Annotated in this window: 15 protein-coding genes; 5 read left to right on the forward strand and 10 right to left on the reverse strand. The window is 69.0% G+C overall.

Annotated elements, in window-relative coordinates; all coding sequences use genetic code 11:
• The first annotated feature begins 471 nt into the window (after positions 1-471).
• From QH168_RS08425 to QH168_RS08435, 3 genes are all read left to right on the forward strand, one after another.
• On the forward strand, positions 472-765 hold the full coding sequence (locus QH168_RS08425) for a WhiB family transcriptional regulator (RefSeq protein WP_163827384.1): 294 nt from the start codon (positions 472-474) through the stop codon (positions 763-765).
• 358 nt (positions 766-1,123) lie between these two features.
• On the forward strand, positions 1,124-1,699 hold the full coding sequence (locus QH168_RS08430; RefSeq protein WP_280234120.1) for a sigma-70 family RNA polymerase sigma factor: 576 nt from the start codon (positions 1,124-1,126) through the stop codon (positions 1,697-1,699).
• 1 nt (position 1,700) lies between these two features.
• Entirely contained in the window at positions 1,701-1,952 is a 252-nt protein-coding gene (locus QH168_RS08435) for an RskA family anti-sigma factor (protein ID WP_280233966.1), read from the forward strand.
• 129 nt (positions 1,953-2,081) lie between these two features.
• Here the strand turns inward: QH168_RS08435 and groL are convergent, their stop codons facing one another.
• A complete protein-coding gene (groL, locus tag QH168_RS08440; RefSeq protein ID WP_280233967.1) occupies positions 2,082-3,692 on the reverse strand; it encodes a chaperonin GroEL in 1,611 nt (536 codons plus the stop codon).
• Between the two features lie 106 nt (positions 3,693-3,798).
• Positions 3,799-4,101, reverse strand: a complete 303-nt coding sequence (gene groES / locus QH168_RS08445) for a co-chaperone GroES (protein WP_163827378.1) — start codon at positions 4,099-4,101, stop codon at positions 3,799-3,801.
• Positions 4,102-4,709: 608 nt separating this feature from the next.
• On the opposite strand from groES, the gene QH168_RS08450 reads away from it, so the two are divergent.
• Entirely contained in the window at positions 4,710-6,296 is a 1,587-nt protein-coding gene (locus QH168_RS08450; protein ID WP_280233968.1) for an Hsp70 family protein, read from the forward strand.
• A gap of 402 nt (positions 6,297-6,698) precedes the next feature.
• Here the strand turns inward: QH168_RS08450 and tsaD are convergent, their stop codons facing one another.
• The 7 genes from tsaD to QH168_RS08485 form a co-directional block, all read right to left on the reverse strand.
• Entirely contained in the window at positions 6,699-7,742 is a 1,044-nt protein-coding gene (gene tsaD / locus QH168_RS08455; protein WP_280233969.1) for a tRNA (adenosine(37)-N6)-threonylcarbamoyltransferase complex transferase subunit TsaD, read from the reverse strand.
• On the reverse strand, positions 7,739-8,233 hold the full coding sequence (gene rimI / locus QH168_RS08460) for a ribosomal protein S18-alanine N-acetyltransferase (RefSeq protein ID WP_432421064.1): 495 nt from the start codon (positions 8,231-8,233) through the stop codon (positions 7,739-7,741). Before rimI ends, tsaD begins: the two co-directional genes overlap by 4 nt.
• Positions 8,234-8,256: 23 nt before the next feature.
• Positions 8,257-8,979, reverse strand: a complete 723-nt coding sequence (tsaB, locus tag QH168_RS08465; RefSeq protein ID WP_280233971.1) for a tRNA (adenosine(37)-N6)-threonylcarbamoyltransferase complex dimerization subunit type 1 TsaB — start codon at positions 8,977-8,979, stop codon at positions 8,257-8,259.
• Between the two features lie 376 nt (positions 8,980-9,355).
• Positions 9,356-9,838 carry a tRNA (adenosine(37)-N6)-threonylcarbamoyltransferase complex ATPase subunit type 1 TsaE gene (tsaE, locus tag QH168_RS08470; protein WP_280233972.1) on the reverse strand — a complete coding sequence of 161 codons (483 nt, stop codon included), beginning with the start codon at positions 9,836-9,838 and terminating at the stop codon, positions 9,356-9,358.
• Positions 9,831-10,913: an alpha/beta fold hydrolase gene (locus tag QH168_RS08475; protein ID WP_280233973.1), complete on the reverse strand. Its 1,083-nt coding sequence runs from the start codon at positions 10,911-10,913 to the stop codon at positions 9,831-9,833. Before QH168_RS08475 ends, tsaE begins: the two co-directional genes overlap by 8 nt.
• Positions 10,910-12,112, reverse strand: a complete 1,203-nt coding sequence (alr, locus tag QH168_RS08480) for an alanine racemase (protein ID WP_432421062.1) — start codon at positions 12,110-12,112, stop codon at positions 10,910-10,912. The genes QH168_RS08475 and alr overlap by 4 nt, the downstream gene beginning before the upstream one ends.
• 276 nt (positions 12,113-12,388) lie before the next feature.
• On the reverse strand, positions 12,389-13,825 hold the full coding sequence (locus tag QH168_RS08485) for an NAD(P)H-hydrate dehydratase (RefSeq protein WP_280233975.1): 1,437 nt from the start codon (positions 13,823-13,825) through the stop codon (positions 12,389-12,391).
• A 60-nt stretch (positions 13,826-13,885) separates the two neighbouring features.
• Here QH168_RS08485 and QH168_RS08490 point away from each other — a divergent pair, with 60 nt between their 5' ends.
• On the forward strand, positions 13,886-14,302 hold the full coding sequence (locus tag QH168_RS08490) for a cupredoxin domain-containing protein (RefSeq protein ID WP_280233976.1): 417 nt from the start codon (positions 13,886-13,888) through the stop codon (positions 14,300-14,302).
• Positions 14,303-14,305: 3 nt separating this feature from the next.
• Here the strand turns inward: QH168_RS08490 and QH168_RS08495 are convergent, their stop codons facing one another.
• Positions 14,306-14,788 carry a MarR family winged helix-turn-helix transcriptional regulator gene (locus tag QH168_RS08495; protein WP_280233977.1) on the reverse strand — a complete coding sequence of 161 codons (483 nt, stop codon included), beginning with the start codon at positions 14,786-14,788 and terminating at the stop codon, positions 14,306-14,308.
• Positions 14,789-14,826 lie beyond the last annotated feature (38 nt).

Consider the following 14,826-nt stretch of genomic DNA (forward strand, 5'->3'; position numbering starts at 1 on the left):
GTTATCGCCATCTCCTCGAGCCGGTCTCCCACCGGCCGGCGAACCCGACCACCGCCACTCCGCGTCGACTCACTCCCCCACCGCCGGCTCAGTACCCGAAATCCGGGGCGCTACCTGGGCGGATTCACCGACGATGACGGCGTGACGGCACACCGCCGCCGGGCCAACCGGCCATTATCTCCGGAAGCAGCGTTAAAAGTAAACAGCGAACAGGTTAAATTTGGCCCCCGAACATTTGCGAAACCGCTGCGCCGAACTATTGACGGAATTTCGCGGCGGCACCTAACGTAGCTCATCGCCACGGACGGCGCCGCGCGAAAATGCAGCGACCATCATTGGCGGGCTCTCGGACGACATACGCCGGACCGTGGCCGGAATGCGCTCGGCCGGACGAAAATCCGCGCCGGGCGGCCGTTGCAGATCACACCTGCTCGACAATGCCGACGAGCTCGCACCTCGAGGAGTTCACACATGCCCATGCCCACCCACCTTCCCGGGCCGAACGCCGACGTCTGGGATTGGCAGATGCGCGGATCCTGCCGCGGTGTGGACTCCGCGGTGTTCTTCCATCCCGATGGCGAGCGCGGCCGGGCCCGTACCGCGCGCGAGATGCGCGCCAAGGAGATCTGCCACAGCTGCCCGGTGCTGATGCAGTGCCGCAGCCATGCGCTCAAAGTCAGCGAACCCTACGGTATCTGGGGCGGTATGTCCGAAACCGAGCGCGAGACCCACGCCCGGCGTAACCGGCGCCGGATGGCGGTCTGAGAAGCCGCTGGTCACCATGGCGCGCCCGAGTTCGCGAGGGATTGTGAATCCCTTCCCATCCGCACCGCGCAGGGCGCCGAATCCCTAGCGACAACTGCCGACCAGCACCATGGGTTCGAGCCGCGCACTGGCACACAGTGGTTCGGCTCGCACGCACGACAACGCCCGTCAGGCCCCCGGTCACCACCGGGCGCGCCTGTCGGCGTCGAAACGCACGCTGTTTCACAGGGCCCCTGCCGAGCAATCCCCATAGCGGCACGCTACGGTAGTGACCGATGACACAGAATGGAGCGTTGTGACAACGCGGCCGTCGGCCGCAGAGGGCGACTCGTTCCGTGGAGAAGCCTTTCCACTCAGTGTGGAGTCTGCGGTCTCGGCACGCGCAGCTGAAAGCATCGAACTCGCCGCGCTTCTCCACAGGTGTGGCCAGTCCGACCAGGAAGCCTTCGCCGAGTTGTACGACCGAACGTGTGCGCGCGTCTACGGCTTGGTGTTGCGCGTCCTGCACGATCCGGGCTACGCGGAGGAGACCGCACAAGAGGTCTATCTCCAGGTCTGGCGAACGGCGGCGAGTTTCGATCCGGACAAGGGTTCGGCCGCCACCTGGCTGATGACGTTGGCACATCGCCGCGCCGTCGACCGGGTGCGGGCCGAGCAGGCCCATACCCAGCGCGAAGTCGCCTACGGGATACGGGTTCTCGGTAATGAATTCGACGAGGTCACCGAGGAAGTCGAGCGCAAGTTCGAACAGCGGGCAGTGCTGGACAGCCTCGGCACACTGACCGAAACACAGCGGGAAGCCATCTCGCTCGCCTACTACGGCGGGCGAACCTACGCAGAGGTGGCCAGCCATCTCGGCGTAGGGTTACCGACCGTTAAGTCCCGAATCCGGGACGGCCTGACACGACTGAAGAAAAGTTTGGGGGTGACGTGAGATGTACGAACGCCAGATCGATCTCGCGCACACCGTCGCGCTCGGATCGATCGACGACGAAGACCATCAAGCGGTACAAGAACTGCTCGACAGTGAAGACCCTGCTCGCCGTGCCGAGTTCATCACCGAGGTGCATCTGACCAGAGATGCCCTCGCCGCGCTCGCCGTCGCGACGGCTGTTACGCCGCCGACGGCGCTGCGCGAGCGGCTGCTCACCGCGATTTCCGCGGAGCAGCCGCCGGTCGCCTCCTGACCCGACCGGATTCTCCCGAGATTCCCCGCGTTCCGGCCCTCGATGGCCGAATGACGAACGGACCGTTCACGTCCGCGGTGGAACATGAACGGTCCGCTCGATGATTCGACCCGAAGGCCGATCAGCGCCTCAGTGGCTGTGGCCGTGTCCGTGCTGGTCGCCCTCGTCCGAGACCGGCTTGTCCACGACAGCGCTCTCGGTGGTGAGCACCATCCGCGCCACCGACGCGGCGTTGATCACCGCGGAACGGGTCACCTTCACCGGGTCGACGACGCCGTCGGTGAGCAGATCGCCATAGCTGAGGGTGGCGGCGTTGAAGCCCTCCTTGCCCTCGGTGACCTTGCTGACCACGACCGAACCGTCGACGCCCGCGTTGGTGGCGATCCAGAACAGCGGCGCGCGCAGGGCCTGCCGCACGACCTCGACGCCGACCGCTTCGTCGCCCGAGAGCGAGTCGCGCAGTTCGACCAGCTTGGTTCCGGCCTGCACCAGCGCGGTACCGCCGCCGGGCACGATGCCCTCCTCGACCGCGGCCTTGGCCGCGCTGACCGCGTCCTCGACCCGGTACTTGCGCTCCTTGAGCGCGGTCTCGGTGGCCGCGCCGACCTTGATCACCGCGACGCCACCGGCCAGTTTGGCCAGCCGCTCCTCGAGCTTCTCCCGATCCCAATCGGAATCGGTGGCCTCGATCTCGCGACGCAGCTGGGCGCCGCGGGCCGCGATGTCCTCGGCGGTGCCCGCACCGTCGATGATGGTGGTCTCGTCCTTGGTGACGACGACGCGACGCGCGCTGCCGAGCACCTCGAGACCGGCCTCACGCAGGTTGATGCCGAGGTCGGGGTTGATGACGGTGCCCGCGGTGACGACGGCGAGGTCGTCGAGGAACGCCTTGCGGCGATCACCGAAGAACGGCGCCTTGACCGCGACGGCCTTGATCGTCTTGCGGATCGCGTTGACCACGAGGGTGGACAGCGCCTCGCCCTCGACGTCCTCGGCGATGATCAGCACCGGCTTACCGGATTCGGCGATCTTCTCCAGCAGCGGGAGGAAATCGGGCAGCGAGCTGATCTTCTCCCGGTGCAGCAGGATGTAGGCGTCCTCGAACACGGCCTGCTGAGCATCGGTGTCGGTGACGAAGTAGGGCGAGAGATAGCCCTTGTCGAACTGCACGCCCTCGGTGACCACGAGTTCGGTCTGCAACGTCGAGGACTCCTCGACGGTGACGACGCCGTCCTTGCCGACGGTGGTCAGCGCCTTGCCGACCATCTCGCCGATTTCCTCGTCGCGCGAGGAGACGGTGGCGACCTGCGCGATGGCCTGCTCACCGGAGACCGGGGTGGCAAGGGCCAGCAGGGCCTCGGAGACCGCGTCGGCGGCCTTGGCGATGCCGGAGCCGATGCCGATCGGGTTGGCGCCCGCGGCGATGTTCTTGAGTCCGGCGCGCACCATGGCCTGTGCCAGCACGGTGGCGGTGGTGGTGCCGTCGCCCGCGACGTCGTTGGTCTTGGTGGCGACGCTCTTGACCAGCTGGGCGCCGAGGTTCTCGAACGGGTCCTCGAGGTCGATGTCACGCGCGATGGTGACACCGTCGTTGGTCACGGTCGGGCCGCCGAATGCCTTGGCGAGCACGACGTGCCGACCGCGCGGACCGAGGGTGACCTTGACCGCGTCGGCGAGCTTGTCGACACCGCGCTCGAGAGCCCGGCGAGCCTTCTCGTCGAACTCGATCTGCTTTGCCATATGTGTTCGCTCCTGTGTTTCGGTGCGCTGTCACGGTGCGCGCAACGTACTCCGCCCCGGGGTCAGAACAACGACACCGGGGCGGAACGCCATGCGCAGCGATGACTTACTTGCTGACGACAGCCAGCACGTCGCGCGCGGACAGGATCAGGTATTCCTCACCCTGGTACTTGATCTCGGTGCCGCCGTACTTGCTGTAGATGACGGTGTCGCCCTCCTGGACATCCAGCGGGATGCGCTTGTCGCCATCTTCGTCCCACCGGCCGGGGCCGACGGCGACAACGGTGCCCTCCTGCGGCTTTTCCTTCGCCGTGTCCGGGATGACCAGGCCGGAGGCCGTCGTCGTCTCGGCCTCGTTGGCCTGGACGAGGATCTTGTCCTCGAGCGGCTTGATGTTCACGCTCGCCACGTTGAGCCCTCCACTTTCAGGGGATTTACGGTCGTCCGGGACTGTTGTCCCGGACCATCGGTTCGGTCACGTCGTGCGACCCTGCGCGTAGCCCCGTCGTCGCGGGTGCCGGGACCTGCTCAGTAGTCGAACTCGGCACTGGCACACACATCACCCAGCGCCACTAGCACTCTATACATGCGAGTGCCAGCGCTCAAGGGCGGGAGGTGCCAATTCCTGGTATCGGACCGGATCGAGGCCGATGACGATCGCCGCAGCGCAGGGCCGATCTTCGTATCCGGCACGCCCCCAGCTCCGAGGGCTTCCTATTACTTCACAAAATCTGTAACGTTCGGATAACGGATTGTGACAGTATTGACGACGGTCGCTGGGCGGCCGCCGCGTTCATCACGAACCGGCGTCCTGCCGAACGACAGGTCGTCACGAACGATCCGGCCAGCTACACAGAGATCCCAAGCAACACCTGATCCACGCACCGTCCCCGCGCTCACCCGGCAACGAGACGGTCCGGATAGCGAACCCGGTGCGATCGTGACCCACGCCCGTACCGGGAGTCCATTCGAGATGGTCGCCCGACACCAGGACCATCCGCTCGAAGGGAGGTGAACATGCGAACATCCCTCGGTATCTCGGCCGGGAACGAGGTGGTGTGCTCGGCGCTCGTCGCCACCGCGACCAATGGGGCCCAGAGCTTCGACTACCGCGTCGTGTCGGCGGAGGCGCACTCCGATCTCGGCGATCTCGTCGCGTCATCGATCGAACTGATGACCACCCAGCTGCCCGCCACCCATCCGCACGATACGGGCGCGGTAGGGGCTCGATACGCGGGCACGCACGCCTACAGCCTCGACGCCGCCCTCAGTCGCCCGCCCACGGCGGTTGCCGTCGCCTACCGCAGCAAGGCGCAGGCGCAGGCCATCCGGTCGGCCACCGGTAAGCAGCACGATCTCCAGCTGGTCCCCGAGGCCACCGCCGCCCTCGCCTATCTGCGCCACACCGGCCTCGTCGACCGGTATCGCACCGTCGCGCTGGTCGATGTCGGCGCCTCCGGTGTCACCGTCACCGTCGCCACCCAGGCCGACGGCACCGTCCTGCATTCGGCGCGCACCACCACCGTCAGCGGCAACGCCATCGACGAACTCATCTACCACCATCTGGTCGACGCCCACTACGCCCGCCGCGGCACCCGGCCCAACCGGAGCATGCTCACCAACCGCGGCCGCGCGGCGAAGGAACACCTGTCCATCGCGCCAGCGGTCACCATCGACCATGTCGCCGGACGGCCACTCAAGCTGACCCGCACCGACTTCGAAGAACTGATCGCCGATCAGCTGCGCGAACTGGCCGCGTTCACCGCGGTGACCTTCGGGCGCGCGTCCGAGCGCCCGGAAGCGGTCGCGGTGATCGGCGGCGGCGCCAATGTTCCCGCCGTCGTCGACACGTTGCACCACGAATTCGACATTCCGGTGCTCACCATGCCGGATCCCGACGCGGTCATCGCCAAGGGCGCCGCCCTGGTCGCCGATGACGCCCAGCCCGCCACCGGCCCGGTCGCGGCCCTCGGCTCGGACGCGCCGGTCGGCACCTTCACCAAGGTCGTCGGCACACTGGCGGGCGCGATCGTCGTGGTCGGGCTCGTCATCGGCTACGGGGTGAAGGCGCTCGCGCCGACCTCCGGTGAGGACGTCTCCCCCGCGGGCACCACCAGCAGCACCGAGCTGCCCCCGACGATGACGTCCTACCCGCCCGCCGTTCCCGGCTCCGCCACCACCGGCGGCGTCGGCGAGGCGCCGATCCGGCCCACCGGCACCACCGTCGCACCGAGCACCCCGGACGAGGTGCCGACCACCACCGGCATCACACCCACCACACCGCAGACCTCCTCGACGCAGCCGACACTGCGCCCCGATCCGAACCTGCCGCCGATCCCGTTCCCGGAACTGCCGGAACTGCTCGGCCCCCTGTTCCCGCCGACCACCACCGCACCGCCCACGTCGGGTACCGCGCCGGACACGGGCCGGGAAGGCGATTCGGAATCGGAACCCACCACCAGCGGCACACCGACACCCGGTGCGGCGCCGAACACCTCCCGACCGAGCAGCTCATCACCTCAAGCGCCCGCCCAGGGACGCGTGCCGATCCCCCGCGTCGGCACCGGTTCGTCGGACGGCGCCCCGATCGCACCCACGGACTGACCGAAGCCACCGCTCGGGAGCGGGACTGCGGACCGTCCAGCGGACACGCCAACCGTCGTTCACCGGATGCACAGCGGTTCGGTCACTCGCTGGTCGGACAGCGAGCGGTCGCCACCGGTCAAACAGCCATCGGTCGCCAGCGGCCGGACAACCACCGGCCACCACCGGTCAACAGCCACCGGCCACCGCCAGCCGGACAACCACCGGTCGCCAGCGGCCAGACAACCACCAGCCACTACCGGCCAGACAACCACCGGCCACCGCCAGCCGAACAACCACCGGCCATCGCCAGTCGAACAACCATCCGTCGCCACCAGCCGAACAACCACCGGTCACCCCGGCCAAGCAGCGAATCGACCGCGTTCACCGGTTGGACAGCGATCGTCCCGGTCGTGACCCGGCTCAGGAGATCTGGCTGACCGAGACCGGCAGGCCGGGATCGGTCGCCACGGTCAGCGGCGAGGGCTGCGCGCCACCCGCGATCACATGCGCACCGAGCGCCGCGATCATCACACCGTTATCGGTGCACAAGCGCGGCTTGGGCACGCGCAACTCCAGACCGGCTGCGGCACAACGTTCTTCGGCCAGCGACCGGATGCGGGAATTGGCCGTCGCACCGCCACCGAGCACCAGCGTGCCCACACCCACGTCCTGCGCGGCGCGCACCGCCTTCATGGTGAGCACATCGGCCACCGCCTCCTGGAACGAAGCGGCGATATCCGGGATCGGCAGATCCGCGGCGGCCACCCCGTCGCGCTGCGCGGCCTCGACATAGCGGGCCACCGCGGTCTTCAACCCGGAGAAGGAGAAGTCGTAGCGCGGATCGCGCGGGCCGGTCATACCGCGCGGGAAGGCGATCGCCTTCGGATCACCGGAAGCCGCGGCCGCATCGAGCGCCGGGCCGCCCGGAAAACCGAGCCCGAGCAACCGTGCGACCTTGTCGAAGGCCTCACCCGCCGCGTCGTCGACGGTGCTGCCCAACTCGACGATCGGCTCGGCCAGATCCGTGACGTGTAGCAGGTGCGTATGCCCACCCGAAACCAGCAACGCGACACACGGCGGCATCGGACCGTGTTCCAGGGTGTCCACCGCGACATGTCCGCCGAGATGGTTGAGCGCGTAGAACGGCACATCCCACGCCGCCGCGTACGCCTTGGCTGCGGCGACACCGACCAGCAGCGCACCGGCGAGACCGGGGCCGATGGTGACCGCGAGCGCGTCCGGCGCGACGATGCCCGCCGACGACAACGCGCGCCGCATCGCGGGCACGATGGCCTCCAGATGCGCGCGCGAGGCGATCTCGGGCACCACACCACCGAAGCGGGCGTGCTGATCCACGCTGGAGGCGACCTCGTCGGCCAGCAGCTCACAACTGCCGTCCGGATGGCGCCGGACGATGCCGACACCGGTCTCGTCGCAGGAACTCTCGATACCCATGACGATCACGACAGCACCTCGTCCGGTCGGTTTGCCTCGCCCCACTCGGTGGTCATCGACGACAGGGCGGGCCTGCGCATCGTGTACGCGTCAGCGCCGCTGGGGTGGTAGTAGTTCTTGCGCAGCCCGATGATGTGGAAGCCGTGCTTGGCGTAGAGCGCGATGGCGGCGGCATTGTCGGTGCGGACCTCGAGGAATACCGGCCCGCCGCGGCGTCCGGCCTCGGTGAGCAGCGCTTCGAGCAGTTTGGTGCCGATACCGCCGCGATGGCATTGCGGGTCGACGCCGATGGTGTGCACCTCGGCCTCCGGGTGTTCGGCGTCACCGAGCAGCGCGATTCCGGCGTAGCCGACCATGCGGCCGTCGTCGTCGCGGGCGGTGATGTAGCGGTTGTGCCGCGCCGCCAGCTCCGACCGGAACGAGACCGCATGCCACGGATCGTCCTCGGGGAACAGCAGCTGCTCGAGTTCCACGCAGCGGTCGATATCCCCGACGGTCATGAGTTCGATGCGGATGCCCACGCCTACGCCCCCGTCCGATCGAGGGTGCGGTAGCTCTTCTCGACCGCGTCGGGCCTGCGCAGATACAGCGGGACCAGCGGTTCGGGCACGGCGCGTGCCAGCACCGCGGGTGCGGCGACGCGTACGAGTCCGGCCGGTGACGGGGTCTCCACCGGAAGGACCGGCAGGTCGAACAGATCCACATGGGACGCCGATCCCGCGATGACGGTCGCCTGCTCGGCGTCCAGCTCACCCGGTTTGCCGACGTCCGGGCCCGCGACGCGGCTGCCGATACCGCCCTGCGCCCACGGCACGTCCTCGCGATAGCGCGCGGAATACACCTCGCGGCGGCGGGCGTCGGTGACCACGAGCAGCTCCGCGCCGGGGGCCAGATCGCGGGCGCCGTCGGCGGCGATCGCGTCCAGGCTGCACACGCCGTACACCGGGATGCCGAGCGCGTCGCCGAAGGCGGCCGCCGTCGCCATACCGACCCGCAATCCGGTGAACGGGCCAGGACCGATACCGACCACTACGGCCGCGATATCGGTCCTGGAACGGCCTGCCTCGGTGAGGCATTCGAGGATCTGCGGGGTGAGCACCTCGGCGTGGGCGCGGGCGTCGACCCGCACCCGGACGGCGATGGTGCGCACGTCGGCCGGTGCCTGCGCACCGGCCGCGGACTGCTCCAATTCCACCAATCCCGCTGTAACGGCGGGCGTCGCGGTGTCGACAGCAAGTACAAGCATGATTGGCCCAACGATACCGGTTGGTCCCCACGCGCCGCGCAGCCATGAGGGTCGCGGCCGAGATGCGTGCGCACTCCTACCGCGCGAGGTTGCCCACGTCACAGCGTTGCGGGGCCACCTCGGATGGTGTGGCGGGTGGTCGTGACTGGCGCAGGTACGCCCCACCGACGCAGCCGGCGCCGGTGGGCACGGCCGGAGCCGAGTCGGGACACGCCCGCCCGGCGTCAGTGGCCGGGCCGCAGCCCGAGGCAGCAGGGCGCACTCGAGAACGGCCCGAGCACATGGCACATGCGGCGGCCGGGCGCGGTGGTCTCAGGGGCCACAGCGAGAGCTGCTCCTCTCGATGAGTCGACACCTGGCTCGCGTAACGGCGACGCTATACCTGATCCGCGGCCGGATCGTCTTGGCGTTCAACCCATTCCCAGGTCGCGGTGCGCACCTCCGATTCGGGATCGCGGGCCAGCCGCACCCGCAGATGCCGGTCGGACAGATGTTCCACGACACCGCCGCCCCATTCGACGACCACCACGGCATCGTGCAGATCGGTGTCCAGATCGAGGGCGTCGAGTTCGTCCAGTCCACCGCCGAGGCGGTAGGCATCGACGTGCACCAGCGCCACCGGCGCGGCGTCGCGGCGCTCACCCGCGCGATGTCTGCGGGCGATGATGAACGTCGGCGAGCTGACCCGCCCCTGTACCCCGAGTCCGGCGGCGATCCCTCGGGTCAGCGCGGTCTTGCCCGCACCGAGCGGACCGTCGAGCACCACGAGATCGCCCGCGGTGAGGCCAGCGGCCAGTTCCCGGCCGAGCGCCTCGGTGTCGTCCACGGTGGGCAGGACTCGACGGTGTGGTTCAGTCACCGGTCACCTCCGGTGCCTCGGTCTCGGAGACGACGCCCGCCCGCAGCAGCAGCCGGTCGAGGGCGGCGTCGATCAGCTCGGGGAATTGCAGTTGCGGCATATGCGCGGCGTCCGGCAGTGCGACGAGTTCGGCGCCGGGTAGCTCGCGGGCCAGGGCACGCGAGTTGCGGAACGGGATGACCAGATCGTGTTTGCCGCCCATGATCAGCACCGGGATATCGGCGAGCACCGGCAGCGCGGCCGACTCGTCGTGCAGTTCGATCGCCTTCAGGAATTTGACGATCGTCTCGACGGGGGTGCGGTCGATCATCAGCGTGGCGAACCGCGACAGTGTCGGGCTCACCGGTCCATGGAACGAGCTGACATGCAAGATCGGCGTGATCACATGTTTGGCCGTCACCCGCCCGGTCTGCACCAGCGCGGGCGCGGTGTGCACCGCCATACGGAACCCGTCGAGCGCCGGATTGCGCAACAACTGCCCGATACCCGCGCTCGCCACCTCGGCCGCCGCCGTCGACAGCAGCGCGACACCAGCCACCCGACGCCCGAACAGCTCGGGGAACTGCGCCGCCGCCGCGAGGACCGCCATTCCGCCCAGCGAATGCCCGACCAGCACCAGCGGGCCGTGCGGTGCCTTCGCCTCGATGACGCGCACCAGATCACGGCCGAGCTGGCCGACGGTGCAGGTCTCGGTCGCCGGAGTTCCCGAACGCCCGTGACCGCGCAGGTCGAACAGCACCATCCGCACCTGCGTGCCCCAGCGTTGTTCGAGGTGGCGGCGCTGGAAGTGGAACGACTCCATGGTGTTGCAGAAGCCGTGCACGAATACCACGGTGACCGGCGCGTCGGCGGGACCGCATTCCCTGGTGGCGAGCAGCACGCCGTCGTCGGCGGCGACCTCGCCGGCGGGGTCGGCGTCGATGAGCGAGAAATCCTCACCGCGGTAGGGGTCGCGGCTCACCGGTACCAGCACCCGCGCCCCGGCGCGACGCAGCGCGTGCACGCCCGCCAACGCTCCGACCAGGCCCGCTGTCGCCATACCGCCGCGCAGGACGGTCACCCGGCGGCGGCTCACCGCGGACCGCCACGGAAGCGGCGCACCACACGGCCGCGGGGTGAACACACCACTTCGTAGTGGATGGTGTCGAGTAGGTCGGCCCAGTCCTGGGCGTGTGGTTCGCCGGATTCTCCGGTGCCGAACAGGATCGCGGTATCGCCTTCGGTGACGCCGTCGAGGTTGTCGCCGAGGTCGATGACCAGCTGGTCCATACACACCCGCCCGATGCTCGGGCGGCGTGCGCCACGTACCCACACCTGGCAGCGCCCGCCCAGACGGCGTGCGACGCCGTCGGCGTATCCGGCCGGGATGAGCGCGACGGTGGTGTCGTGCGGTGCGATCCATTCATGCCCGTAGGACACACCCTCACCGGCGGCGACGCGCTTGATCAGCGAGACCTCCGCCTGGAAGGTCATCGCGGGGCGTAGCCCGAAATCGCCGAGTTCGGGGACCGGCGACAGGCCGTACATCGCGATACCGGGCCGCACCATATCGAAGGCGAGGTCGGGGCGGGTCAGGGTGGCGGCCGAGTTGGCCAAGTGCGTCACCTCGGGCACCAGACCGTATTCCTTGGCGGTGGCGATGGCGTCGACGAAGCGGTCGCGCTGGACGTCGATGGTGGGATGGTGCGGCTCGTCGGCGTGGGCCAGATGGGAGAAGATCGCCCGCAATCGCAGCACCTGCTCATCGAGCAGCGGGCGCAGCGCGGTGAGGACGTCACGGTATTCGGTGACCGAGACGCCATTGCGGTTGAGCCCGGTATCGACCTTGAGGGTGAGGGTCGCTGTACGCCCGAGCCGCCGCGCCGCCGCCTCCACCGCCCGCAACTGCGATATCGAGGAGACACCGATCTCGATATCGGCGGCGATCCCCGCACCGTAATCGGCGTCGGAGTTGTTGAGCCAGCACAGGATCGGGGCGGTGATCCCCGCCGCGCGCAGCTGCACCGCCTCGCTGATGGTGGTGACGCCCAGTTCGGCCGCCCCCGCCGCCAGCGCCGCCCGACCGACCTCGACCGCGCCATGGTTGTAGCCGTCGGCCTTCACCACCGTCATCACCGCCGCATCGCCGGCGTGTTCACGCAGGATCCGCACGTTATGAGCGATGGCATCCAGATCGACAACCGTCTCCACTTGCGCATTCACGATTCCCGATCCTGCCACCAACGCGGTCGCCGACGGTGATCGACCACCTGAGATTCGTCGGGACGCAATCATCGACTTGAAGCTACAACTACGGATTCTTCGGCGACCGGCGACATACGTATAGCGGTGCGTCGACGACCTCGTTCGTTCGGCCCGCCGCTGCGACGGCCGTACGACATACCTTCCGCAGCAGGCGGGCCACCCACAGCACGCGACCTACCGGTTGCACACCGGCGCAGCGAGTCAGCCACAGCTGTCCGTGCGTCGAATCGGCGAAGGCGCACAGGTCCGGTCGCTCCACCGGAGCTACCTGGCCAACGACGTTGCCGTGCTGGCGATCCCGAACACTCACCCGGCGAGAGCGCGCAGCGTGCGGATCGCAGGGCGGAGGCGGTGCAGCAGCGGAGATGCGGAGATCGGTGCGGCGGCGGGGCCTTCGGCGGCGGCGAGGTTGGCGGCGAGGGCGTGGACGCGGGCGGCCGCGGCGGCGGACCAGGCGGGTTCCCGTCCTGCGGCGAGCAGCGCGCCGATCACACCAGACAGCACGTCACCGGCACCAGCGGTGGACGCCCACGAACCGCCCGCCTCGTTCACCAGGACGGGACCGCCGGGTGCGGCGATCAAGGTGGCGCGCCCTTTGAGCAGTACCGTCGCGCCCCACGACTCGGCCAGTTCGCGGACGGCCGCGACTCGATCGTCACCGAGCGGCTGCCCGGTGAGGCGGGCGAACTCTCCGGCGTGCGGCGTCAGCACCGTCGGCGCGGTGCGGTCGCGCACCATGGCGGGGTGCTCGGCGAGCAGGGTCAGGCCATCGGCATCGACGACCACCGGCAGGTCGGTCGACAGGATCTGGGTCAGCCGGGCCCACGCACCGTCATCGGTACCGGCACCGGGCCCGAACACCCACGCTTGGACCCGGCCGGTCGAGGCGATATTGCGGGCGGCGACGACCTCCGGGTATGCCGCGACCACATCCCCCGCACCGGTTCCCGCGTAGCGCACCATGCCGGACGTCGCGGCGACCGCGGCGCCGGTACACAGCACCGCCGCGCCCGGATACGCCGCGCTACCCGCGCAGATCCCGGTGACACCTTGGCTGTACTTGTCGTCGGCCGCGCCGGGCACCGGCCATCGCGCACCGATATCGCGTGGTTCCAGCGCGGCGAGATCCGGGGCGGGGAGCTGTAATCCGATGGGCACCAGCTCGATTCGCCCACACCATGCGGCCGCCAGTGCGTGCACCGGTTTGAGGGCGCCGAAGCTCACCGTCACCTGCGCGCGCACCGCGGGCCCGTGCACCGCGCCGGTATCGGGGTCGACTCCGCTCGGCAGATCCGCCGCCACGATCGGCGCCTCGATCCCGGACACGATCTCCGCCGCGTCCGGTCGCAACGAACCACGCCCGGAAATCCCGACGATCCCATCGATCACCAGATCGGGAGCACCGACCTCCGAGCGCACCCGACCTCCGGCTTTCCGCAGGGCGGCAAGGCCTTCCGCATGGGCACGATCCGGGTTCAACAGCACCGCGCCGACCGCGACCCCGCGCCGTCGCAGGAAGTACCCGGCCCACAACGCATCACCGCCGTTGTCACCAGATCCGACCAGCAGCGTCACCGACCGCCCGGCCACACCCCCGGTGCGGGTGCGCAGTTCCCCCGCGACCACGGTCGCCAACCCATAGGCCGCGCGCCGCATCGGCACACCCGCGGCGACCCTGGTGAACAGTTCCGCCTCGGCCGCCCGGACCGCGTCGACGGTGAAATAACCACGCTGCGAGGACATCGGACACGCACCTCCACTGGTTGCTCGGGCCGTGACGTCAGCAGACTACGCTTGGCCTTCATGCCAACGCCCCGTCGTCACGCCATCTCCGTCCTCACCGCAGGATTCGTTCTGGCGGCGCTGCTGTCCGGATGCGGCTCCGACGACGATTCCGGCGCCGCACCGACGACCACCGCAACCTCGGCCGCCACCTCGGCTCCGGCCGCCGACGACGGGCGGGCGCAGACCTTCGTCGTCACCGTCGACGATATGACCTTCTCCCCCGCCGACCTCACCATTTCGGTCGGCGACACCGTTACCTGGAAGTTCGAGGACAGCGCGGTACACGGCGTGCAGGGCATCGGCGACAAGGCGATGGGCATCAACAGCCCGCTGTTCACCGAGGGCGAGTGGAGCCACACCTTCACCACGGCCGGCTCCTTCCGGTACCTGTGCCCCATCCACCCGGATATGCGGGGCACCATCACCGTCGCGTAGCTCTCAGACGGGACGATAGTCGCGAGTGCGCGGGCTCCCCGCGTTCAACGCCTCGACCGCCGACACCAGCGGCGCCAGTTCCGGGTTCGCGGCGGCCTGCTGCAATGCGCTCGTCAGCGCGTCGTCATGGGTCGGGCGGGCATGTTCGAGCAGCTCGAGTCCCTGCGGCGTGACGTCGGTGTAGATGCCGCGGCGATCGTCAGGGCACAGGTAGCGCTGGAGCAGGCCCCGGTCCTCCAGCCGCGAGACCAGCCGCGTGGTGGCGCTCTGACTCAAGACGACGGCCTCGGCCACCTGATGCATCCGCAGATGTCCGCCCGGTCCATCGTGCTGCCGGGACAGCACGACCAACAGCGAGTATTCGCGCACACTCAGATCGTGACCGGCCTGTAGGGCGCGTTCGATATGCGCCTCGATCCGGTCGTGCAGCAGCGACAGCGCGTACCAGCCGTCGGCGAGGCCGGTGAGGGCGGCATCGGCGGTCATGGTGGTCCTTCCCTCGGAACTCTCCTGCCCAGGATAGA

The organism is Nocardia cyriacigeorgica (genome assembly GCF_029868385.1).
Lineage (GTDB): Bacteria > Actinomycetota > Actinomycetes > Mycobacteriales > Mycobacteriaceae > Nocardia > Nocardia cyriacigeorgica_F.